Source organism: Paenibacillus sp. FSL R7-0048, assembly GCF_038004505.1.
GTDB classification, from domain to species: domain Bacteria; phylum Bacillota; class Bacilli; order Paenibacillales; family Paenibacillaceae; genus Paenibacillus_AQ; species Paenibacillus_AQ odorifer.
Genome location: NZ_JBBORF010000001.1, coordinates 1801023 through 1824965, shown reverse-complemented (window position 1 = coordinate 1824965; position 23943 = coordinate 1801023). Strand labels below are relative to the sequence as shown.

Below are 23943 nucleotides of genomic sequence, written 5' to 3'. Positions count from 1 at the left end.
CTCCGCGCCTCTCTCATGCTCTTTTCTTTTATTCTATCAGCCCGTTGTCCAGTATTCATACATTATCTGATTACCGTGACTTTCTTTTGACCGTCTGCAGAAACCATAAGCACTACTTCTCCAAAAATTTGTACGCCTTCCACTACATAGGAATCTAAATGACTGGATGGAATCTCGTGGCTGATCACGATAATATGCTCCTCATTCCTTTCGGGGAGGATGATGCGGCAGGCCTCCGCCTGTGCAGCAGCCACCGGTTCACCCGTATGGCGGTAAATCGGCACCTGTTCGACCAGCGGACAGAACAACTCACCCGCAGGCTGCGGGTACAGCACCTGCATGATCGAGACCGTTCCTTTCCCCTTTCGGGAGTACACAGCATACTGATTGGGTTCCAGCAGATTATATTCGCGGGAGATTACCCCAGCATCAACCCTGCCCTGAAGACCATCAACATGAACAGGAAGGATACAAAGATTGGCTTCCCGCTCATTTTTTGTACGGCATATTAGCGTTCCATCTTCCATCTGAACCGTTCCGGGTGCAAAATGAAAATGCTGGGAAAATGTATGCTCCTGCCGGGAACTGAAGCTGTCCACCAGAAGCCAGTAAAAAGGCTTAATAAATAGGATCCTCCTTAACGGGTAGACCGGATCATCCCAATGACGGTAGCCGTCGTGGCTGCCCTCTACATAATCAAAGTCCGGATGGCTGATCCATTGGCAGCCCGTTGGCTTCGCAATCTTAGAGAAGGACCATGTATCCGTGACTTCGGTAAATCCAATTCCGTCCACAGTGGTCGTATTATGGGCAGCGCTTTCTTTTAGCGCTTTTCTAAGTGGTGTATGATCACTATAGTTGTATCTGCCAAGATCGGTAAGCAGATCCCGCCCATAGGCATACAGATCGAAATGTAGCAGATCCGCGTGCCCATGTCCACCCCCAAGTGGTCCGCAGTGAAAATATAGGTACAAATCCTGCTCGTCCCAGCCCGTTCGCATCACATAATGACCGGAATGTGCATAAGAGCGTGACAAGTTTGGCGGTAGCTCCGCATTCAGCCGCTCGTAGCCCTCAACTCCATTTATCCCAAACAACCAGGCATTGTCATAATCCATTTGATCGTATCCGCCAAAACGGAGTACAGCATCCTGAAATAACCAGCCCGCATAAGTCAAAAGCGAACGGATATCGCTGTCATCACTATCGCCAAGCATCGGCTGCCGGTGATTCGGTTTGGCCCAATATAATGAAGCGACAGCCATTTGCTGAACCTTTTGCTGAAATTCTTCCTGAAGCTCCAGTCCGTTCAATCGGGCTAAGCGGATGCAGTCGAGGAAACATACCAAAACCTCATGGTGATAGGTAGGCGATTGCTCCCAGTGGATGCCGTCCGCCATAATCTGAATTCGCGCCGTCTCTCCCAATCTCTCCTCACTGAGCTGTCGCCAGTTATTGGCGCTAGTGAACTCAGGGAAGTAGAGCGCAGTTTGGAACAAACCACAAGTCTCCAGCACCCCCCAGTTGCTGATCTTCTTCCAGCCCGTAAACGATAAAGCTAAATATTGGCCGTGTTCATGCAGAGATATCATCACTTTGGCCAGCAGCGTCGGTGTGAGCAGCGGACTATCCTGTATATAAGACAGCGCTTTAATCCAGTTAGCACAACGAAGGCCCGCTTCAATTGTGCGCCATGTCAGCGTATCATTCGTAGGCTTGTCTGGAACGGGGGTACGGTCTATCCAATCTTCAAGCTGGCAGCAAAATGCTCTCGCATAAACCTCTTTACCTGTTATCGCATACGCTTGTCCTAATGCCACCCAGTAGCGGTGGCGATTCAGCATATAAGCCCATTCTACATCCTTGTCCGGAACATGACGCCAGTCAATTTCTTCCTCAAAGGTAACCGGAATGCGGCTGCGCTCCATATCCCAGGGAAAACGAAAGAGAAACGTCTGCTCCACAACTTCATCCGCTGTCTTCATTACAGCTTCCAGCTCGTCTGCACAATAAAGCCGTACATAGTCAATAAGCTGCTTCCGGTTATCCTCTTTCCGCCAGCCCGGCGTGCTCCGTCGGGTCAAATACCGATGTAATTCAGTCAGCGCATCGTCCTGACGCGCTTGGCTGAGTGCATTCTTCACTAGAGCTAAAGCGGGCAACTCAAGGTCGAGCAGCGCAAAGACGGCATAGGGGGAAATTTGTCTGACATCAGTGTTCATACCAGTACCCCTTATTGCCTTTTTGCAACCGCATCAATGCTTCAAGATAGAAATAATCTCCCCAGATCATGAAGTCATCTGGAGACAGATCGCCGCGCACATGGTAAGAACCATGCTTCAGCAGCCCCTCCGCCTCTTCACCGAGCGTGGAATAGTTCTGCACAAGCGAAGTCATCGACTGCACTAATCCCTGCTGAAAATAAGCCCGCTCCGAATCCCCCCCATCCATAAGCTCCAGCAGTTCCTGTAGTCCGGCTGCTACTATTGCTGAGGCCGAGCTATCCCGGTAAGTATCCGGAGATACCGGAGCATTAAAATCCCAGTAAGCGACATGATCCTGCGGCAAATGCTCCAGAAAATAGCGGGCCATCCGCTTGGACGTTTCCAAATACAACGGATCTTTGGTATAGCGGTAGGATAACGCAAAACCGTAAACACCCCAAGCCTGCCCGCGCGTCCAGGTCGATCCGTTAGTAAAGCCCTGATGAGTGGCGCCGCCAATCGGCTCTCCGGTCTTCGGGTCGAAGAAAAACGTATGGTAAGAGCTGTCATCTCCCCGTACCAGATACCGTCTCGTTTTCTCCGCCTGCATGACCGCCACTTCCCTGTATACGGAATCACCGGTCTGTTCTTCTGCCCAATACAAAAGGGGAAGATTTAACAGACAATCAATAATGATCCGCCCGCCTTCCTGAGTATCCCCCTCCGGTCCCCAAGCCTGAATATAACCGCCAGCTGTACGCCAGCGCTTCAGCAGCAGGTCTGCCGCCTGCAATGTCAGTTGACGCGCTGATTCGTCTTTATCTATAATCCACTGGGCTTTAGAGGATAACGAATACAGGAAGCCAATGTCGTGATGATCAAGCACGGTCTTTGCCGCGAAACGGCGGCGGAAATCTTCTACGGTATGGGATGCCGCAATACGGAAGCTGTCATCCCGCGTATATTCATAACACAACCACAACATGCCGCTCCAAAATCCGTTCGTCCAGTCGTCGTTGTTATTGAGCTGATAAGTTCCATTCCTGCTGACATGAGGGAAACTGCCCCCGAACCGGTCTATGTTCTTACGTACCTTCTCTATCGCATCTTCAATCGCACTGCTCCACATAAGTTCCTTGCTCCCTTCAGGCTCTTCGTTTCTTACGTTTCATGATAAGGAGAGTGAACAGGATCTAATAGGGGCGATTTTTGCTTTGATGTGCATTATTTTGACTTTTGAATGACGTGAAGTACTGTAAGTTTACTTTCCAATCATAGGCATCAAATCAATATAGTAACAAAAGGTATAACTGTCTATGGGAAAATACGTTAAAATCAGAGAGTGACTTACATCTTTCATTCTTTTTTAGAAACGGAGTGTCCTATTAATGAAAAAGCTAGGTGCATTATTTTTATCCATTTTCATGGTTATGTCTGTCTTTACCACTGCGCATGCTGCTGAAAAGCCTGTCGGTGTATGGATTGATGGAACCGAAATAAAGTTAGGCAATTCTAACCCTGTTGTAGAAAAAGGAACGACCCTAGTTCCTATGCGTCCCCTGCTAGAGGAGCTTAATGTAAATATTAATTGGAATAAAAAAACCCAAACCGTAACAGGGACCAAAAATGGACTGGCCCTCTCACTGACCATCGGTAGCACAACCGCAACGGTAAACGGGGAGAAGAAAAAACTAGAGGTGGCTCCTAAAACCATCAACAATGTCACCTATGTTCCTGTCCGCTTTATAGGAGAAACGATCGGCTATAAGGTGGAGTGGAGTCCAGCGCTGCGCACCATCACTTTTGTGGCCGATACTCAAGCTGCCGGAAGCACCGGATTCTTATGGAAAGTGGAGAACAACGGCAACACCGTCTATCTGCTTGGTTCTATCCATGTGGCTAACGACAAAATGTACCCGCTGCGTCCGGAGATTGAAGCTGCTTTTGAAGCCTCGCAATATTTAGGTGTCGAAGTAGATATCTCTAAGATTGATCAAGCTGAGATCCAAAAGTTTATTTTGGAAAAAGGCTCTTATACAGATGGAACCAAGCTCAAGGATCATGTATCCGCAGATACATATAACAAAGTAACTCAGCTGCTAAAAGCAAATGGTCTGGCGGAAAATGCATTCGATTCCTTCAAACCGTGGGTCGTTACCCAAGGTGTCTCAAGTCTACAGATGCAAGTTACAAGTTATACGGCGGATACCGGCATTGATTTATATTTTTTACAAAAAGCAGGCAAGCTGAACAAACCTATTATTGAACTGGAAAACACACAATTGCAGCTGAATATGTTCGACCAGTTCTCAGATGGATTGCAAGAAAAGCTTCTTGTCGACACACTCGGCAGCCTCAATCAAACGGACAATACTTCCGCAGCAGCTTCGCTGGATGCACTATCCCAAATGTGGATGCAAGGTGATGAGCAGTCGCTCGTAGCGATGACAAAAGCGGTCGCGCAAGAGCCAGAGTATTATAAAGGCCTGGTTTCGGATCGTAACGTCAACATGGTGAAGCATGTAAAAGAATATTTGAATAGTGATAAAAAAGCGACTTACCTTGTCGTCGTTGGCGCGCTGCATATGCTCGGTGACGATGGTATCGTGACCCAATTGCAAAAAGATGGCTTTAACGTCGTCAAACAATAATTGAGTTTTAGCTAAAATAAACAAGGCTGTCTCTTAGTCATCTACGATGATTTTGGAGACAGCCTTTTATTTTCACTTTTTTTAGCTCAATCTAAGAGTAGAAGTTGGCTTAACATGTGGACAGAGCGGAGGGCCCTCCGGGATTCTGGAGAAACGCTCCCTACGAACCCAAAGCCGCTTGTTCATAAACGGGCTACTACAATTTTATTAACTGATCTACCTTAACTGGAAGTCCAGTAGCTATTGAACGATTTGCCGCAATCCCGGTCATAATAGACAACGCTCCGTCCACATGGGATGCTGCACGATTAAAGCGATCCTCCAGCGGACGTTCAAAAATATCACGCAGCATCACAGGATCTCCGCCTCCGTGCCCCCCAACTCCTTCTTCAATCTCCACTTCATAAGGTGCTGCGAAATGAGGGAAGACCGTGATCCGCTTGTCTTTTAACGCCCCTTCATCTTCCTTATTTCCTCCGGCATTTACATAAGACTGTTCGACGACCTTTACTTCCATCCGCCCCTTGGTCCCATTAAATACCACAATGAAACCCTCCCAAGGCAGATAAGCATTAAGTGAATAATTCATAATCGTCTTATTTTTGTATTTGACCATAACCGCCATCGTATCCTCAATGCTGATATTGTCACCGAACACACTTTGGTCACGCAGGTAGCCATCCTCATGCTCCGTATCCAGATACATCTGCTTTAACTGCTCATTATCTTTAAGATGCAGGGCAAACGGATCATTTTCCGCCGCACTGCTACCATGAGCACGCTGATAAAACTCAGTCACCCCGCGCTTCTCCGCGTTTTCTCTGCCATAAAATCTTAGATCACCCATCGCATAAATCGTATCTGGGCGCGAACCCAGCCAGAAATTCATCAAATCGAAATGATGTGTGGATTTATGAACCAACAGACCTCCGCTGTTCCGTTTATCACGATGCCATCTGCGGAAGTAATCCGCCCCATGCTGCGTATTTAGCAGCCACTCGAAGTTGACGGAAAGCACTTCTCCAATCGCGCCGTCCATAATGAGTTCACGGATTTTGGTGTTGTGTGGGGCATAGCGGTAATTGAAGGTCACACGCAGCTTTTTCCCAGTCCGCTCAATCGCTTCAAGAATTTCCTGACATTTCTCTTCATCCACTGTCATCGGTTTCTCCGAAATAACATCGCAGCCAAGCTCCATCGCCCGGATAATGTAACGATGATGCGTGCGGTCAATACTCGTGACAATAACCGTGTCAGGTTTGGTTTCCTCAATCATACGGTCAAACTCATGAGCTTTATAGGTAGGAACCGCTTGATATTTATATTTTTCCTCCAGCAAACGGTTCGCATAATCCATTCTTGCTCCATTCACATCACAAAAGCCTACAATCTCAGAGGTTTCACGATAATTCGTGGTGATCTCACCATAAAAAAACTCCGCTCGGCCGCCGGTTCCTACGAAAGCATATTTCTTGTTGGACATCAGGATCACTCCATCACTTATTGATTTAAAAGCGTTTTCTTCTTATAGTGTATAGTATAAAATATATCTTAATCTAAGCGATTCTTAGCAGAAATAACAAAAACTTTGCAAATATTATCCTCATTATCAGAAAGGAGCAGATTTAGTATGGAACAGGAGCCTCAGCCTCCTTTTATAATTGAGCAAATAAAAAGAGCCGGTCCATTCAGCATGGATTCCGACCATTATCACGATACTTATGAAATTTATTATTTACTCGCCGGGGAACGCAGTTATTACATTAACAATCTGATCTACACCTTGCGTAAAGGTGATCTGATTTTTATTAACAAGAACGAGCTCCATCGTACCACCTCTAAAGGCTCTGCAAGCCATGAACGGATCTTAATTAACTTTGAGGAAAGCTTTCTGCAAAAGACATTGGCACATTTCGAGCTGCATTTTCCATTTATGGCTACACAAAGCTTGCTTTTGCGGCCCGGAGTACATGAGCAGGGGGTCATTGAATATCTTCTTTTCAGCATGCTAAAAGAACAAACAGAACCACGGACACAGCAATCCCCCTATCTGCAGACGCTGCTCATCCAACTATTTATTGAAATGAACAGAATACAGGAAATAAGCCGCGAGCCCATTGCCCCTGAGAGCAGTGAGAAGCAGCTAAAAGTCTACGAAATTATCGATTTTTTACAAACACATTATGCTGAAAAGCTTACATTGGAGCGGCTATCTGAGACTTTTTTCATCAGCAGCACCTATCTCTGCCGTGTGTTCAAGCAGACAACTGGCTTCACCATCGTAGAATATCTAAACTACATTCGGATCAAGGAAGCCCAACGTCTCTTGCAGAGCACCAACGCTAAAGTTACGAACATCGCCGAGGATACCGGCTTTGACAGCATCGCCCACTTCGGGCGTGTGTTTAAACAAATCGTTAAACGTTCGCCTTTGCAATATCGCAAGCAAAACCGCTGATCCACAGCTAGAAATCACAACCAGTTCTCTTTGTAGCCGCTCCGTCGATCAAAAGTACCTTATGTGAACTGCCATGGGCATGGGGGCATCTGGGACGGGAGCATCGGGAGCATCGGGAGCATCTGGCATCTGGCATCGGGCATCTGGCATCTGGAGCATCTGGGGCATCTGGGGCATCTGAGCAACAACAATATCTCGTCACTAGATTACCTTTTCGCGCGAACAAAGCTCATGAGGCTATCGGACCCAGTGGACCTTATTCGCAGCATAATCGCTATTTTGGGATTTTATCGGACCCCATAGTCGCTATTAGCATAAAAAGCTACCTATATTAGCCGTTTTCGAAGCAATAACGTCACTGGAGTCCGAAAATGGCCCCAAAAGGCGATAAATCTGCAAATAACGTCATCTGAGTCCGCATAACTTTGTCTAGCAGGAGTAATCGGCGGTTTCGGGGGGCCGGGGGGTTTCGGGGGTTTAAGCAGCACTGTAACGCATAACAAAGAGCAGCGATCCCCACTAATGGAGTATCGCTGCTCCGCTGTAATTTTGTGATTAATACGGTCGTCTCATTCCTCATCATGCCATTCATTTTGCTTCGTCATGTGATTTCATTTCCAAATCTCGTACGAGCCTGTGAACCTCAATTCCGGCCAGCAGCACGATGCCAATCCCATGTGTATCGTTTAATTGCCAGGTCAATTCATCTTTATAATACAGTTTGTTAAACGAATAACCCGAACCGCGGCAGACACCGTAAACATTGCCTTGTTTGTCAATACAATAACGGGTTAAGCCGCTCCAGCCGTTGATTGCAGAGGTTACGTATGACTCTGGTTCCAGCAGCCAGCCGCAGCGTACGCCTCTAGCAAAAGCGTAAATAAACATAGAGGTACAAGAAGCCTCCGCGTAGGACTCAGGATCCGTCAACACTTGATGCCATAGGCCCCGCTCATCTTGCAGCTTAAGATAGCCTTTACTAAGCTCGCGGAAATAATCAAGCAAATCAGCTCGCAACGGATGTTGCTCAGGCATAACTTCAAGCAGCTCAGTCAGCGAAAAAATCACCCAACCATTACCTCTGCCCCAAGGCACGCCATTGGGTTTATTAAACTTATAATCATACACATGATGCATAATGCCAAGCTCCGGCTGGAACAGCCGCTCCTTGTAATGTAAAAACTGCACCGCCGCATCATCAAGATAAGCCGCATTTCCGGTCATTTCATAATATTTGCTTAGAAATGGCGTGCTCATATACAGATCATCACACCACATCGTCTGCTGCATAAAATCAACTGTGCCACTGGTCCGATACAGAGCTCCGTCAGGCAGCCTGCTCTGCACTTTAGTAATGTAATTGGCAATTTCAGCAGCAGCTTCCGGTGCGCCCTGTAGTGGACGAAGCTTATGTGCTTCCAGCATCGTTGCCCCGAAGGATCCGCAGTCGTCCAGCGAATCCATCAGCGCCAGCTGATGATTGATGCCCGGAGCGCCATAACGTTCAAGGTCCCATAAGGCATATTCATGCAGCCCTGTACATTGCTCAATATGGTGTTGTGCATATTCGGCATAATGGGGGGCCTTAAGCTCTACTCCTGTTCTCAGCAATCCGTACAGGGTTACGCCTAGAGGGTAATTCCAGCGCCCAAACATAACACTCTCCAAATAAGGCCTAACCCAGCTATTCGGTTGGTCTACACGCCAAAAGGTTACTTCATCCGCTTCCCCAAATAAAGTATCCATAGAGGTCAGTTCTAAGACTTTCGGCGCTGTCCCCGAGGTGAATAGTCCAAGGTACAACCATGGATCAGTTAATCCTTCAACGGGATATGGTTGCACGAGACTACTCTGAACACCACCAGACCGTACGTCCAGTTCAAATCCCCAATTCCCCTCTCCACAGATGGACTCCACGACCAGATCATGTAGTCCATAACCAAGCTCCAGTTGGATATCAAGCATACCTTTCACGTTCTGATGCTCAGCTACAAGTTTTCCATTCACATAGATAGAGATTTCAGCCATTCCACGATAGCTACCTTGCAGACGAATGTCGTCTTTCTGTAGGCTGTTAACTTCCAGCTTACACCAAGCATACGCCTTGGCTCCCAGCATTTCCCCAAATATGCGTGAACAGTTGCCAGTTGCCTGTTCCTGTGGCGACCATTGCTGTGTCGGAAACCAAACGCAGCGAGCTGTCATTTGCTCTTCAGTGAATTCAGCTTCCAGCCAAGCTGCCCAAGATGTCTGCTGGGGTCCACTATAAATCCAACCTTCACAACCGCTTAACTGCGCCGTTGGAGTAAGAAAGTGTACTGGTGCACCTTTGACACTGCCCGTTCCAAAAACCCCTCCGCAACCTGTACCTGTTGCAACATACTCCAGTACAAGATGGTTCCAGCCTTTATCCATGCTCGCCCGAAAAAACGTCCTTCTGTCCGGAAACACATCATCATTTAGATTGGAGCTAAACACCAGCCGTCCATTTATGTAAACCTTAACTGGACTGTAGCAACTAACTGAGAAAGGGGCATCTACCTCATTGTCACTCCACAGCTTTCCCCACACATATACGAATTGTCCTGCCGCTAGCTCCGGCAGTCGTTCTTCCAGATTCATATCGTAACGGCAGTCGCGGAGCCGGTTGAAACCACTCTGCGAATGTACCCGGTACACCGGAGGCTGCGGGGGATAGGCACCGATAAAACGGCTGGCCACAGCGGCCAGTACATTTTCGATTTTGCCCCCATTATATTTGGCAATACAATCAGGATCAGGAAAGTATTCTGTAATATAAGTACTCACTAAGCGTATCCTCCTTCATACCGTTATTTCTCCACCGGGATACAGCGTCGAGTTGTACAATCTTTTAGGCTGAGGTAACGATTTCTCAGAGGCACAGGTACTAATATCTATCCACTCGCTTGAATATACCGTTGCGGACTCATCATTATAAATTACAACCTGTTCCCTGCCACATCCCAGAAGATCGCCGTGAACGGCATAACCTTCCTCCTTGAATTCAGCTACAACCCGCATATGTCCATCGTACAAAGCAGGATATACTCCGCCTCCCCGGCGGTACGCGAGAATATAATCCGGAGAACCCGCTTGCCAGTTGCTCACGGCTTCAACTATAGTCAGCCAACCGTCGCTTGTACGTTCTTCTTTCCAAAGTTCCTTGCCATTACAGTCTAGAAGAAATAACGCATCCTTGCCCTTCAGCCCTTTGCCGTCATCTTCGCGGATCATTCGGTCCAGCCCGGCGACCTGAAGGCCAGGCAGTTCAGGCCGGAATCGGCCTAACGCCAGATGCTGTGACTCGATGGAGCCATCATAACGCCAAAGCTCTTGTCCGTCCCGGTCATACATCACCGTTACGCTTCCGCCGACAACCAGTTCAGGATAGCCATCTCCATTCACATCGCCAACCCAAATACAGTCCGCATGGTCATCAAGATCATGGCAGCTCCATAATAAATCACCTTTAGAATCAAGCAGATCATAACCTGCCATCACTTGATCCTGTCCATTTCCATGAAGATCGTAAACCCACGGATAATGTCCTACATTGGCTTTATGCGTCCATAATAAATTGAAATCCTGATCCATGGCCCACAGTTGATGATAACGGTCCTTCAGAATGATGTCGGAAGCGTGTTCTTGCCCTGTTAGATTGGCGATGATAATACAATCATGTGCATGTTCAGCAGGTAAGTCGTATATCGACTTAACCGTTCCTGTTGAACCTTCAAGAATATGAAACCGTCCATCCATTACACATAATACTTCCAGCGCCCCATCACCATCTAAATCATAAATTTGCGCTGGATAGTCCGAGCCTTGGCTGCCAGCATCAGGATCGGGTGTGCCCACCTGCCACAGCAACTTGCCATCCATATCAAAAGCAGTCAGGCATTGCACCTGATGGGGAATATAACGTACATCCTGGCGATTATCCGGCTGAACCAGCAGCATTTCCGCACGTCCATCCCCATTCAGATCGCCAATAAGCATTTTGCAGCGTGGACCGGCAGCGGAAATATCTACTTTTGCCAGCTGATAGACTAATTGTGTGTCCTTCGTTTTCATTAGAATCCTCCTGTCTTCTCTCTTCGATTAGATCTCTGGGAAACGGACGGTTTGTCCGCCTGCTACTTCTATAATCACACCGTCGATTTCCAGCCAGACAGATAGCGCTCCCGGATTATATACAAAATCCCGAGCAGCGGAGAAAATAAGGGCTTCACAAGCCTTCATATAATGAACGAGTTCAATATTTGTCGCGTACCAGATTTCCTCTAGTCCTCCCACTGCTTCACAGAAGCTTTCCATCAGCTCCCAGTTATTATCGTTATCAAATTCATAACTATGGCCCCACACATACATCAGATATAAATACTGCCGTTTATGCAGCTTCACGAACTGCTCCGCATGCTCCAGCAAATGATCATTATGATGGCAAGTCCCCCGCCATTCCAGCCAATCCTCCGGCAGCCCAAAGCCGCCGCCAGTGGTCTGTACCACACGGGCATATTCCATGCCTAAACGAGGCAAAAGCTTCTTTATCTCCTTGTTAAAGGAACCGTTAGGATAAGACATTCCCCGTATCGGCACCTGGAGCAGCGTCTCAAAACACTTTCGATCCTCCATAATCTCATGGATGATTTGCTCCTGCGGACAACGGGCCATCGTCGGATGGTGTTGCGTATGAACAGATACCTCATGTCCCTGGTACAGCTCAGTTATTTCATCTGCCGCAATACGATCACCTTCACCCAGCAGGCCAGAATTGAGATGAAATGTTCCTCTAATCCCATGGCGGTTAAATAGTCTTACCAATCTTTCGTCAGCCCGTCTGCCGTCATCATAGCTCATTGTAAGCGCCTTATGTCTGCCTTCAGGGTAACAATAATAAATAATAGACATCAATCTGAAGCCTCCTTCGCATTACTGTCCAAAAACCGTCAGATTTGAGTATTCAGCCATCAGGGGTGCCATCTGTCGGAACCCAATTTTCCCGCCTGTCAGTAGCGGCCCATAGGTTTCACCATCATCTATCCATGTAAAAATCGGCAGTTCATTGATTGCAAAAGACAGCATAGGACCACGCTTTACCACTAACATCCGGTAGGGCTCAGTCATGTCGCTTACGTCCGGAAGCGGATCGGCTGCCTGCATAACCAGATGAAAACCATAGCTTTTACGCAAATTACAGGTATGAAATTCACGTTCTTCCACCCAACGCCTGCGAAAATACGAGATATGATACGTGTCTATCTGCCCATGATGGTATTGATCATATTCACCCGTACGACGAGCAAGCGTGGAATCAAATAAATCCTTCCCACCCTCTCCTTTGGCCGCTACAAACAAAATCGCCAACCCCGGCTCACGCAATGGGCGGAAATTCCAAGATACGGCGAGGTCTGCCGGGAACTCTTCTGGACACCAGAGAACGACATTTGCTTGTTGTCCGGCCCTTGCATGGATAGTACTCTCCAGTCTCATTCGCTGCAAAGGGAAGGAAACCGCTCCCGCTCCCTCCATCTTGAATCCAGCGATATCACTAGTTGAAGCGAGGGGATTATGGTAGATTGGTTTCCATGCTTCAGGGATCAAACCACCTATACCCGTGTCCTGCATCGGCCTAGCCATAAAACATTCCTCCCCACAATGAAGCCTTTAATTCGCGCGTTCCGGTAAAGCACTACCGATTAATTCCAAGGCAATGATCGTATTTAAAGACCACTGCGAGGCTTCATTTGTATTCATCCAATCGATCTCATTTAACTCAGTCATATAAGTGACCTGATCAGCTTCCTCCTGTAGATTCACACCACCAAACGGATTCTCCAGCAAAATCGACCAGCACCGCTCTGCCGTCGCTGGATCCTTGCGGTAATATGCTCCATATGCAGCAATGGCTACGCTGAGTACAGGATGCTCAAAACGGAGTTTTCCTGAAATCAACCCTCCTGTAAATGCGTCCTTCTCTTCTTGTGGCAAATTATAAAATACACCGAACTCAGCCAGCATATCTTCCCAGTCCGGGTCCTCCAGCATTGCCGCCAGCTCGAACCACACCTGCGGACCTCCCATGCTAATCGCTAGATGACGCCCCCAGTTATCGTCGCCCATTCCCGACAATAGGCCAGTTGCAGGATCATAACCATATGTGGGACCAGATAATAGCCGTAAATTTGCCCTTTTGATGCAATCCATGCCTGATATAATCTTGTCACGATAAGCGGTATCCTCGAACCGCTCCCAGCGGGTCATCCAATTAGAGCTAAAAGCCGCCCAGTCCGGACCGACCCTAACATGAGTCGGGAATTCATCCTTCGGAAAATACGCCCGCATCGGGTCCAGAGTAACTGTTGAATAATCAGCATCCTTTACACTGTCCATAATATCGCCGACCCGCTCGTCTCCGGTCAGATAATAATAGTAGCGATGCAGACCCGCCATGGCGATACGAGCCTCTTTGCAGCCGCAGCCCCAGTGGATGACATTATGCCGCGAGCCTAGTCCGGCGTATTCGCCAAAATGATATACATCTACCTCACTCGTATGCCTGGTCATAGCTTCGGCCATACGGAACACATCCGCTCTCCCGGACCGGAGAAACGTTACCCACAACCACATATTTGGCACCAGCTCGGAATTCTGCCAGGCGCAGCCGCCAAGATCATAGTTCCATACATGTCTGACCGGATCGTAGCTGTGCATGAAATCTCCATAGTCCCAGAATCCATACCATTTGCGCTGCTCGATCTCTTCCTGGTAAAAGGAGATGATCCCGTCCAGCCGCTCTTCCAGATATGCCTTGGCTGGCGTGCTCCGATCAGGCAAACTCCAGAAACCAAAAGCACCCGCTTCATGATAATAAGTTGGTTCGCAAACCAGCAATGAAGGTTCTTCAGCTTCTGCCTGCATCCGCTGCAACAATTCAGGCCCGGGAGTCTGCGCCGTACACCAGAATGTTAGCTCGCTAGTATTAGCGATACCAAATGGAGTGGCCCGTAATTCTTCTGCACCTTCATACGAGGATTCCACATGTGTTTTCGTATCATAATGCCGCAAGTCCATAGCTGCCGCATCAGGTGACCAGAACCAGACAGTAAGTGCTGCCGCGTCAGTGGCAGTGGAACCAATCTCCATTCCTGCCGGATGCTTACGCCAGAAATTCTTCATCCCGATTGCTAGCCCTCCGCCCTCTGCCCCAACATAACCAAGCCCACCTGCCCGGCGGCCTTCTGCTGCCTTGATCCAAGCGCAGCCATCCTCTGTCCGCTTCCAGATCCCATAATGCTCGGAAGAATCTTGAACCAGCCGAAAGCTGCCCCAAGTGGCGGAGTCATCCAATAAATTAAGGAAATAGGCATCCTCTTCTGGATTAAATTTCACAGCACATCCTGCTACCTGATCGAGGAATAAATCACGGTACTTACCTTTGGTTCGCCGTGTATGCAACGTCTTAGGAGACTCGCTAAACAAGCCGCTATCTCCGGCAAAACGAACATGGCGGTTGTAAAGAGGTCCACGCATCGGCACTGTGAATTCTATTCCCAATCCTTTAATAAAATCCTGCTGTGGATTACCGTCATAATGAAACGTATGAACTAATCGAATAGACTCCAGCCCAGCATAAAAATATAAACGTAACGTATAGGGAAGCCACTCACGAGCACTGTGCGAAGCTTGGTGAAGTCCATCTAGCTTCACCACTGCGCGAACAGGTCCGCCCTGTTCAAGGATGGCACTTAACGTTCGTCCTGCGAATCGCTCCTCACGTATGCTCAGGGTGCCAGCACCCTCATCTCTCTGTTCACGTATACATACAAGCTCGCCATTACTGCATACTTCGGTTCCTTCCGTGTCCGCCGGATTTCTGCGCACAATACTGCGGATAAGACCCTTCCCCTGCTTGTTAACCGTGCAAATAATAACACCTGTATCTATAATGAAAGCTTCCTCTGTTTCCTGCACAGTGAGTCGCTCAGTCACTTCCGTAGCTGGAGTCGCTTGATTTATTGTCATTGTCGCTAATGAATCCTGCTGAACATCCGAATTTTTGTTTACTACCGAGTGCGTGGACCATTTGATGCTCCCGTCTGGCCAAAAAGCTGCTGGCCAGCTTTGCAGCGGCACATGCTTTTCGTTCTTCGGCATACTTAAGCAGAGATTCTTTAACGCTTCCCTGTCGAGCGCTCCTTTTTTCCAAGGAACCCCCCAGGTAACACCCACATCAATAGCGGGCTTTTTTAGCCAATGCAGGCCAATCGGCAGAGCCGTAGGCACAACAACCATCTCCTTCATACGTTCTTCGCCGCACGTCCTCTTTACTTTTAAAGAGCTTCATTATTATGGCTTAGCTCTCTATAGCGGCTTGGGGTTATTCCCTCTTGTTTCTTAAAAATCCGGTTAAAATAGCTATGCTGATAACCCACCTGTTCAGCTACATCGTTAATTCGCAGCGAGGTATCACGCAGCAGCTCCTTGGCTTTATCAAGCCGTAATTCGGTCAGATAATCGATGAAATTTTTCCCGGTGACCCGTTTGAATGATTTACTCAGTAAAAATGGGCTGATCCCTGTATAATCCGCACATCCATCCAGCGAAATATTATCCATATAATGCTCATTGATATACATCATGGCATGCTCAATCGTCCGTTTGATTCCGGCATCAGAACGCTCACTCAGCTCCGTCAGATACGGTGCGACTACCTTTTCCTGAAACCAGGCAAGGATAAGCTTCGGCTCATGAATTTGCGACAGTGCCGCGTACAGATTAGCCCCTTTGAACAGTTGGTTTGGATGAATGCCTGAGACCATAATGGCGTGCTGAATACTGCCTAACAAATGAAGCATGCCCTGCTGCACATCAATCACTTTTGCCCCATTGGCACACAGTGCCTCCAGAAATTCCTCCAACAGCCGGTAAGCCTCTTCCGCTTCTCCTGTGCGCAGGGCCTGAATCATTCCGCGCTCCAAAGTGAACGAATATTGCGGTTCTGGCGTACTTTGCCCCTCACGATCCAGTAGCTCCATATTAATAATCTGGTTCTCACCACCAAACTGGCGATAACTAGCGGCTTGCTTCGCAGCCTCGAACGCTAGCGGAATACCGGATATCCTTCCAACCGGTGCACTAAACGCCACTGTTACCCTCATTTTTAACATGCGATTAATCGTTCCTGTCAGTTCTTCGCTAAAGGCTTGCACCGCTTCCAGCGATGGATTCGCAACGGGTTCGATAAGAAGTAATCCTGCCGTGAGATCATGGAAATTGATAATATCAGCCTGCTTAAAGTGCTCGGCAGACAATTCTCCGATAATATTGACGGCGGCGAATGATACAAGACTTTCATCACCGTTGCGGAACTTCCCCTCCTGGCTGGAGATGCCTGTAAGCTGAATATAAAGAATAATATAATGACAATCCTCTACTTCCCACTTAAAGCGCCGCATCCGGCTTTGCAGATCCTGCTCAGAATAAGAATATAAATACCCCTGAAACAGCTGATGCAGGAAGCTTTCCTTCACATGTGGAAGCTGCTCGGAAAGAGTGTACTTCAGGGCATGGCTCTCCCCGTGCAAGTTCTGCCAATGCCGTTCAATCAGAATGAACTCATCCTCCCTACTCGCAGCCGCCGCTTGGTCAGGCAACAAAGTCTGCAGCAAACGTCCTATCGGTGAATAGATTTTACGGGAAGCAAACCAAGACAGAATCGCCGCCAGCAGCAAAGCACTAAAGCTAACTAAAAATATCAGTCTTGAAATGAAGACGACAGGTGAAGTTATGCTGGTTATCGGTGAAGCGGACACATAGAGCCAGTCTGCGGAGAGTCGGGAAAACTCACCATAAGTCACTGCATATGTAGCCTTACCCCAGTCGAAGAGAAAAGAGGACTCAAGATTTGACTCATGGTTCGCGCCCCGTTCCACAATCTCATTATGCAATGCGGTAAGTAAGGGAGAATCCTCGGCACTGTCTCCAGCAGATACGTACAAATCCCCCGTCGTCTGCAGCAAAAATGTCTCGCCGCTATTATAAGGTGTCATAGTTCGTAGCATCGCAGCTACTTTCTCCGTATCCATGCGGAGCAAAAGAGCCCCGAAGGGCTTCAAGCTTCCGCCCGGAATATGATGGACAAGCGTTAATTCTTTGACATTTGGTTTATTGGGATCGAATGCCCACTGCGTCCAATAGGTGCTTTGTTCAGTATCAATCAATTTGTCATATTGACCAGAAACCATGCTGGAGTCAATCGTGCCATATTCGGGATTAAATAGTAATGGATGATCTCCTGATAGATAGAGTTCAACGTTACTCGTCATCGTGTTCGAGCCCTGCATCACTACGAGTGTCTTCGTAATATCCCAAGCCCGCTCATGATCCTGAATAAAATCAAGGCCATTCAAGCTGTAATCAAACTTGGGATCAAAAGCCCAATGTGCCAGCATCAGCTCCAGATTGGACAGCTGATCATCAATATTAGCCGCCCGCTGTTCAATCTGCCTGTTATGCATCTGCAGCAGCTCGCTCTCCAGACGTCCCCCTGCCATCCAGTAGACAAGCGCACCAATAATAAACCCCGGAATGGATGACACCACCAGCATAATGATCAGGTTTTTCCGATAATACCGGCCTTTACAGCCTGACCAGCCTTTTGTATAACGCTTCCATTTCGCCACATTTCTCATCACTATGCTCTCACCAGCCGAATCGGATAAATTTGAAGTGCAATCGAACCACATTCGTTTTGCTCCTCAGATCCTTTCCAGCCGGATAAAAGCACTAGGAAGGATCTAGTGGTCAGCCTTAGCGTATAATTCGTTCATTTCCTTAACTAAATCATCTCCACCTGTTTTTCTCCATACGTCAAATGCTGATTTCAATTCAGCTTCATCAATTTGTCCTACAATATACTTTATGCGTGCATCGTTAATTACATTGTCGAGTTGAGCACCCTTTTGCGAATATACTGTGGAAATAAAGGCCTCTGCCGGATTAACCACGATCGAAGCTTCATTTGCCTTTTGAACTTCAGTTTGTTTAAGACGCAGCGGCGTTTGTGCTACAGTCTTGGACTTATCCTCAGGAATATAAGCCAATATTTGGTTTAGACCTTCCACTTCTGACTCCACAAGTACAGTGTCTTTGGAGCGTTCAATAAAACCATCCACCATAGTGTAGTGAGTACCTTCCAAACCAAAACCTAACATCGTTTGTAATTCCGGATTATTGATTTGATCTAGAAAAGCCAGTACCCGTTTCAGTTCTTCTTCGCTCTTCACAGATGATTTTGGAATAGCCAGCATGCCCGAGAAACCAGAGGTCGGCAATGTGTGTAGCTTGCCATCCGTACCTGTTACGCCCCCGCTTACATCTACATAATGTTTATCCGGTTCGTCTTTGCCTTCTTTTTCTAGCGCAGCGTGAATTTTATCATCCACCCGGGCGCCTGTATCGACCACATCGACGATTACTCCTGCCTTATTGTTCACGATCGGATCTGTCCATTTGGCACTGTCCATTACAGCAAAGTCGGAGTTGATCAATTTCTCATCATACAGCTTCTTCATGAACTTAAGCGCTTCCAAATATTCTGGATATTCATGCTCAGGCACCAGCTTGCCATCTTGCACTCCCCATTTATTCGGTGTTCCAAACCATAACTTAATGGTATCAAAACCGCTGGCCCACTGGCCGCTCCATTTGACAAGCACCATGCCATACGTATCCTCTTTACCATTGCCGTCTGGATCTTTTTCCTTGAACGCTTTCAGCATATTGTAGAAATCATCCACCGTCTGCGGTGTTTGCAACCCCACCTTCTCCAGCCAATCCTTGCGGAAAACCATACCGTTACGGCCGAGTACACGCCCCCGATAGATCCCGTAATTCTTCCCATCAATGGCCGAGTTTTTCAGAATAACCGGGTTCGCTTGGCTTAAATTCGGATAATCCTTAAGGTAAGGCCCTACTTCCCAGAATGCACCCGATTTGGCAGCGTTCACAAAACTAGAAGCCTTAACATCCCCCACGTAGATAATGGTCGGCAGCTTCCCAGAAGCTAGCGTAATATTAAATTTATCTGCATAAGATGCGTTCGGGACCCACTCAAAGTGGATTTTTGTATTGGTCTGTTTCTCCAGTTCAGCAGCAACCGGACTGCCATCCTTCGGATAATTTGTTTTGAATATCGGCAGCATGAGGGTCAGATCCAGCGGGGACTCGCTTTTCTCTTCTCCAGTATTACTACTTCCCTCACTTTTGCTGTTAGAACCTGCAGATTCATTACCTGAGCAACCTGCAACAACAGTTGTAACCATCATAGCCACAAGTAAAAGTAACAACCAGCGCTTCTTTTTTACCGAACGATTAGCTTCCATTATTATACCTCCAAATTGGAATAAGTTAAGTTTGTTATCCTTTAACAGAACCCAGCATCACCCCTTTAGCGAAATGTTTTTGCAGAAATGGGTACACACATAAAATTGGTAGAGTACCTACTACAATAACCGCCATTTTAATCGACTGCTCCGGTGGCTGCACAAAGCTTGGATCCATAGAACTCATATCGCCAGCCGCAGATTGGGATAACATTACGATCTGTCGCAGCATCACCTGCAAAGGCCATTTTGTCGGATCCGTAATATAGAGCAGTGCCGAGAAGAAATTGTTCCAATGTCCCACAGCATAGAACAACGTAAATGTAGCGAGAACCGGTTTGGATAAAGGAAGGACTATCTTCCACAACAAGCCCAGCTCAGAACAACCATCAATACGCGCCGCTTCTTCCATTTCTATAGGCAGCTCCTGAAAAAAGTTTTTGACAATAATCAGGTTAAAGGCGCTAATTGCTCCCGGTAAAATAAGAGAATTGAGCGTATCCAGCAGATGCAGCTCCCGAATGACGAGATAGGTTGGAATCATTCCTCCACCAAACAGCATCGTAAAAATAACAAGGTTGAGTACCAAATTACGGCCCATCAGATATCGTTTTGCCATCGGATAAGCCATAGTTACCGTGAAGAATAAATTAACGACAGTTCCGATTACCGTAACATAAATAGAAACCCCTATACTGCGCATAATCGTATCTGTTGAAAAGATAAATCGGTAGGCGTCAAATGAAATCGTGGTCGGGATCAGGAATACGGCACGTTTAGTAATTTCCGCATCTGTAGCGAAGGAGCCCGAAACCACAAAGAGGAAAGGGAGAATCGCTACGATCCCGATAATCCCTAAAAATATATAATTGAATATATCAAATGCAGTTCCACCCGTACTCTTGTATTGTTTGGCCACAGCAAGCTTCTCCCTTCTCAATAAAGTCCAGATTCACCAAATTTTTTGGCGATCCAATTCGTCCCGAGCACAAGCGTCACACCGATTATTGATTTAAATAATCCAACAGCCGTGCTGTAACTAAAAGCTCCCTGGGTAATCCCCAGTGCGTATACATAGGTATCGAACACCTCACCTACTTCACGATTAAGAGCATTCATCATTAAATAAATTTGTTCAAAACCGTTATCCAAAATCGTTCCCATCCGAAGAATAAGTAAAATAACGATTGTACTGCGGATAGCAGGCAACGTAATATGCCAAATCTGCCGCCACCGGTTCGCACCATCTACTACCGCAGCCTCATATTGCTCCACATCTACACCGGCCAGCGCTGCCAGGAATATAATCGTCCCCCAACCGCACTCCTTCCAGATCGTCTGGAGAATAATCAATGGACGGAACCAGTCAGGATTAGCTAGAAAGTCTATTTTCCTGCCTGTAAACGTATACAAAAACTCATTTACAGTCCCGCCTTCCGTAGTTAAAAATACATAGCTCATACTGGCCACAATGACCATGGATATAAAGTGCGGAACATAAATCATCGTTTGTATCGTCTTTTTATAGAAGGAAAGCCGTATTTCGTTTAGAAGCAGTGCCAGAATAATCGGCGCCGGAAAAAAGAAAATCAAATTATAAAACGATAACAATAACGTATTGCGCAGCAGCATAAAGAAATCAGGATTCTGGAAAAAAACACGAAAATGCTCAAAACCTACCCATTCACTTTTCTGAAAACCAAGAAACGGCTGGTAATTCTTAAAAGCCAGCAGCACGCCCCACATCGGAACATATTTGAAAACAAGAAAATAAAGGACTCCAGGGAGCAGCAGAATATATAACCATTTATCACGTTTAAAACGTTTCCATCTTCTTACCCGGATATTTCGATAGGTCTGCGGCTTTGGCTGTTGTTCTGAAGTTCCCGGAACTGTTACGTGCTTCATCCTGTTCACCTCCATTTGTCATGTACAGCTCGCGATTACTGTAGCCATGGATTACTGCAATCACCCTTACTGCGACTCCTATTATGCTGCTAGTGATTTTTTCCAGCAATCGGACTTTTTTGAACGCTTTATATAAGCTAAAAATCCCATTTTATCTAAAAAGTCCAAACCGCGCAAAAGTTTACTATTGTCCGTAAGACATTAAGCACCTATGATTCCAAGTGATGATTTCCAGCAAATGTTTGCCTTAAAGGAGGAACTGAATTGAAGAACAAGCTATACTACGGTGCTGCTTGGTATCCCGAGCTATGGAGTGAAGAGGTGCTTAAGCAGGACATCCTTCTAATGAAAGAAACGGGGATTAATATCGTACGAATCGGAGAATTCATTTGGTCTGCTTTGGAGCCAGAAGAAGATAAGATTGATATCGGCCCCGTCGTGAAATATATCGAAAGGTTACATAGAAACGGAATTGACACAGTAATGTGTACGCCGACACCGACACCCCCCATCTGGCTTACTCATGGACATCCTGAGCGCTGTTATGTGGATGAAAGCGGAACGGTAATGGGACATGGAGCACGGCAGCATATCTGTACGAACAATCCTTATTTTCGTGAGCGGGCAGCCATTATTACGGAGCATATTGCCAAGGAGACCGGAGCACTGCCGGGGTTAACCGCCTGGCAGCTTGATAACGAATTCAAAGCGCATGTGGCGGAGTGTATGTGTGAGACCTGTAAAGGCTTATGGCATATCTGGTTGCAGCAGCGCTACAGCTCCATTGAAAGGTTGAATGAGGCATGGGGAACAGCCGTCTGGAGCCAAACTTATCAACGTTTTGATCAGGTGCCACAGCCAGGACCCGCACCTTTCCTCCACAATTCATCCCTGCGGACGATGTACCGCTTATTTTCAATGGAAAAGATCGCTGAATTCGCCGATGAACAGGCTGATATTATCCGCCGCCACTCCACTGCGCCAATTACCCACAACAGCAGTGTCGCTTTTCATCTAGATAATGAGCGGCTATTTCAAAATCTCGACTTTGCTGCCTACGACACCTATGCCTCACAGGAAAATATGCATGCTTATCTGCTTAACTGTGATCTGTGGCGAAATTTCAAGCCGGGAAAAGATTTCTGGATAATGGAGACCGGACCCTCGTTTGCCGCATCTCTAGTGAGTTTTGGTGTGCCACATCCGAACGGATATCTGAAGGCAGAAGCGGTTGCCGCCTATGCGCTGGGTGCAGGTGCATTTTGCTATTGGCTCTGGCGCCAGCATACTTCCGGAAGTGAACAAACACATAGCTCGATCCTTAGTGCCTGGGGAGAACCATCTCTAGGGTACGTTAATGTGCTGGAGGCCAATCAAGCACGGCGGGAAATTGAACAAATTATGCTCTCCACCCGGCCCCTTCGGGCAGATGTTGCGATCACCTATTCGGACAGAACCAAAGCTTATCTCGCAACTGAACCTCATCGGAAGCTAAATTATCGTAGTCTGCTGGGCGATTTCTACAAAAGAATTCTTCATATGGGCATTCACAGGGATCTGCTGCCCGAAGGCGGAGACTTAACCGGATACAAGCTGTTATTCACTCCATTCGTACATTATTTGTCCCCCGAGTATGTGCAAAGTGCCCTGGCCTTCACAGCAGCTGGCGGGATTTGGATTGTCGGTCCTCTTACCGGAGGACGAACGAAGGAGCATACCCTTCATACGAATGCCGGACTTGGTGAATTGGAGCGGTTAGCAGGCGTCAAAACTAAGTTTACCTATCCGCTGGAATCAACAGGCACGATTGGACACGCTTTTGGGGTATCTGCTCCCTTGTCCTTGTGGAGTTCTGTTTTTGAACCCGTTTCAGAGTCCGTTTCCAGTATCGGAATGGTTACGGAGGGGGTGACGCCGGGGTTGTCCTTCCTGACGGAGCAGCCTTACGGACAAGGTACTATTGTTATGCTGGGTTCAATGCCTGCCGGTGAAGAAGGCGACCTAATGTTATATAAACTCATTGATCATTATGCAGAACGTGCTGGTGTCACCCTACGCAGTAATGTCACTAAGGGAACCCTTGTCTGCCCTAGAAGCGATGACCAGGCTGCCGAAGTCTGGACCCTTGTAAATATGGATGGACACGGGGGAAGTCTCACACTCCCGCGGGACGGACATGATGTTCTCTCAGGCAAATCCGTGGCCTGCGGCCCCCTCTCCCTTGGTGCATATGAGTACCGAGTAATCCGGTTATAAATACTTATCCTTGCAGCATAAAAAGCCGCTAACTCCTTGGTCACCCAAGCGGTTAGCGG

At 47.3% G+C, this 23943-nt stretch carries 15 protein-coding genes; 3 read left to right on the top strand and 12 right to left on the bottom strand.

Going from position 1 to position 23943, the window contains the following annotated elements:
* Window positions 1–62: 62 nt before the first annotated feature.
* Together NSQ91_RS07855 and NSQ91_RS07850 are read right to left on the bottom strand one after the other, a co-directional pair.
* A complete protein-coding gene (locus NSQ91_RS07855) occupies window positions 63–2222 on the bottom strand; it encodes an alginate lyase family protein (protein WP_340917254.1) in 2160 nt (719 codons plus the stop codon).
* Window positions 2212–3333, bottom strand: coding sequence for a glycoside hydrolase family 88 protein (locus NSQ91_RS07850; protein WP_076126249.1), 1122 nt, complete (start codon window positions 3331–3333; stop codon window positions 2212–2214). Before NSQ91_RS07850 ends, NSQ91_RS07855 begins: the two co-directional genes overlap by 11 nt.
* A gap of 259 nt (window positions 3334–3592) precedes the next feature.
* On the opposite strand from NSQ91_RS07850, the gene NSQ91_RS07845 reads away from it, so the two are divergent.
* Entirely contained in the window at window positions 3593–4855 is a 1263-nt protein-coding gene (locus NSQ91_RS07845) for a TraB/GumN family protein (RefSeq protein WP_076303807.1), read from the top strand.
* Window positions 4856–5051: 196 nt separating this feature from the next.
* Here NSQ91_RS07845 and NSQ91_RS07840 read toward each other — a convergent pair whose 3' ends face one another.
* Window positions 5052–6338: a Gfo/Idh/MocA family oxidoreductase gene (locus NSQ91_RS07840; protein ID WP_076141355.1), complete on the bottom strand. Its 1287-nt coding sequence runs from the start codon at window positions 6336–6338 to the stop codon at window positions 5052–5054.
* A 147-nt stretch (window positions 6339–6485) separates the two neighbouring features.
* Here NSQ91_RS07840 and NSQ91_RS07835 point away from each other — a divergent pair, with 147 nt between their 5' ends.
* On the top strand, window positions 6486–7313 hold the full coding sequence (locus NSQ91_RS07835; RefSeq protein WP_076141354.1) for a helix-turn-helix domain-containing protein: 828 nt from the start codon (window positions 6486–6488) through the stop codon (window positions 7311–7313).
* A gap of 588 nt (window positions 7314–7901) precedes the next feature.
* On the opposite strand, the gene NSQ91_RS07830 is transcribed toward NSQ91_RS07835, so the two are convergent.
* From NSQ91_RS07830 to NSQ91_RS07790, 9 genes are read right to left on the bottom strand one after another with little or no spacing between them, the layout of a single operon-like run.
* Window positions 7902–10121, bottom strand: a complete 2220-nt coding sequence (locus tag NSQ91_RS07830; RefSeq protein ID WP_256716472.1) for a glycoside hydrolase family 88/105 protein — start codon at window positions 10119–10121, stop codon at window positions 7902–7904.
* 15 nt (window positions 10122–10136) lie between these two features.
* A complete protein-coding gene (locus NSQ91_RS07825) occupies window positions 10137–11408 on the bottom strand; it encodes a rhamnogalacturonan lyase family protein (RefSeq protein ID WP_076303806.1) in 1272 nt (423 codons plus the stop codon).
* 27 nt (window positions 11409–11435) lie between these two features.
* Window positions 11436–12245, bottom strand: a complete 810-nt coding sequence (locus NSQ91_RS07820) for a polysaccharide deacetylase family protein (RefSeq protein ID WP_076303805.1) — start codon at window positions 12243–12245, stop codon at window positions 11436–11438.
* Between the two features lie 21 nt (window positions 12246–12266).
* Window positions 12267–12974 carry a DUF1961 family protein gene (locus NSQ91_RS07815; RefSeq protein WP_179088138.1) on the bottom strand — a complete coding sequence of 236 codons (708 nt, stop codon included), beginning with the start codon at window positions 12972–12974 and terminating at the stop codon, window positions 12267–12269.
* A gap of 27 nt (window positions 12975–13001) precedes the next feature.
* On the bottom strand, window positions 13002–15638 hold the full coding sequence (locus NSQ91_RS07810; protein ID WP_370510743.1) for an exo-rhamnogalacturonan lyase family protein: 2637 nt from the start codon (window positions 15636–15638) through the stop codon (window positions 13002–13004).
* A 29-nt stretch (window positions 15639–15667) separates the two neighbouring features.
* On the bottom strand, window positions 15668–18082 hold the full coding sequence (locus NSQ91_RS07805; RefSeq protein WP_081386502.1) for a helix-turn-helix domain-containing protein: 2415 nt from the start codon (window positions 18080–18082) through the stop codon (window positions 15668–15670).
* Between the two features lie 51 nt (window positions 18083–18133).
* A complete protein-coding gene (locus NSQ91_RS07800; RefSeq protein WP_076130714.1) occupies window positions 18134–19720 on the bottom strand; it encodes an extracellular solute-binding protein in 1587 nt (528 codons plus the stop codon).
* Window positions 19721–19754: 34 nt separating this feature from the next.
* Entirely contained in the window at window positions 19755–20639 is an 885-nt protein-coding gene (locus NSQ91_RS07795) for a carbohydrate ABC transporter permease (protein ID WP_076130713.1), read from the bottom strand.
* 17 nt (window positions 20640–20656) lie between these two features.
* A complete protein-coding gene (locus NSQ91_RS07790) occupies window positions 20657–21628 on the bottom strand; it encodes an ABC transporter permease (RefSeq protein ID WP_076142502.1) in 972 nt (323 codons plus the stop codon).
* 264 nt (window positions 21629–21892) lie between these two features.
* On the opposite strand from NSQ91_RS07790, the gene NSQ91_RS07785 reads away from it, so the two are divergent.
* The gene (locus tag NSQ91_RS07785) at window positions 21893–23884 is read left to right on the top strand and encodes a beta-galactosidase (protein WP_076303804.1); all 1992 of its coding nucleotides are present in this window, start codon (window positions 21893–21895) and stop codon (window positions 23882–23884) included.
* Window positions 23885–23943: the final 59 nt, after the last annotated feature.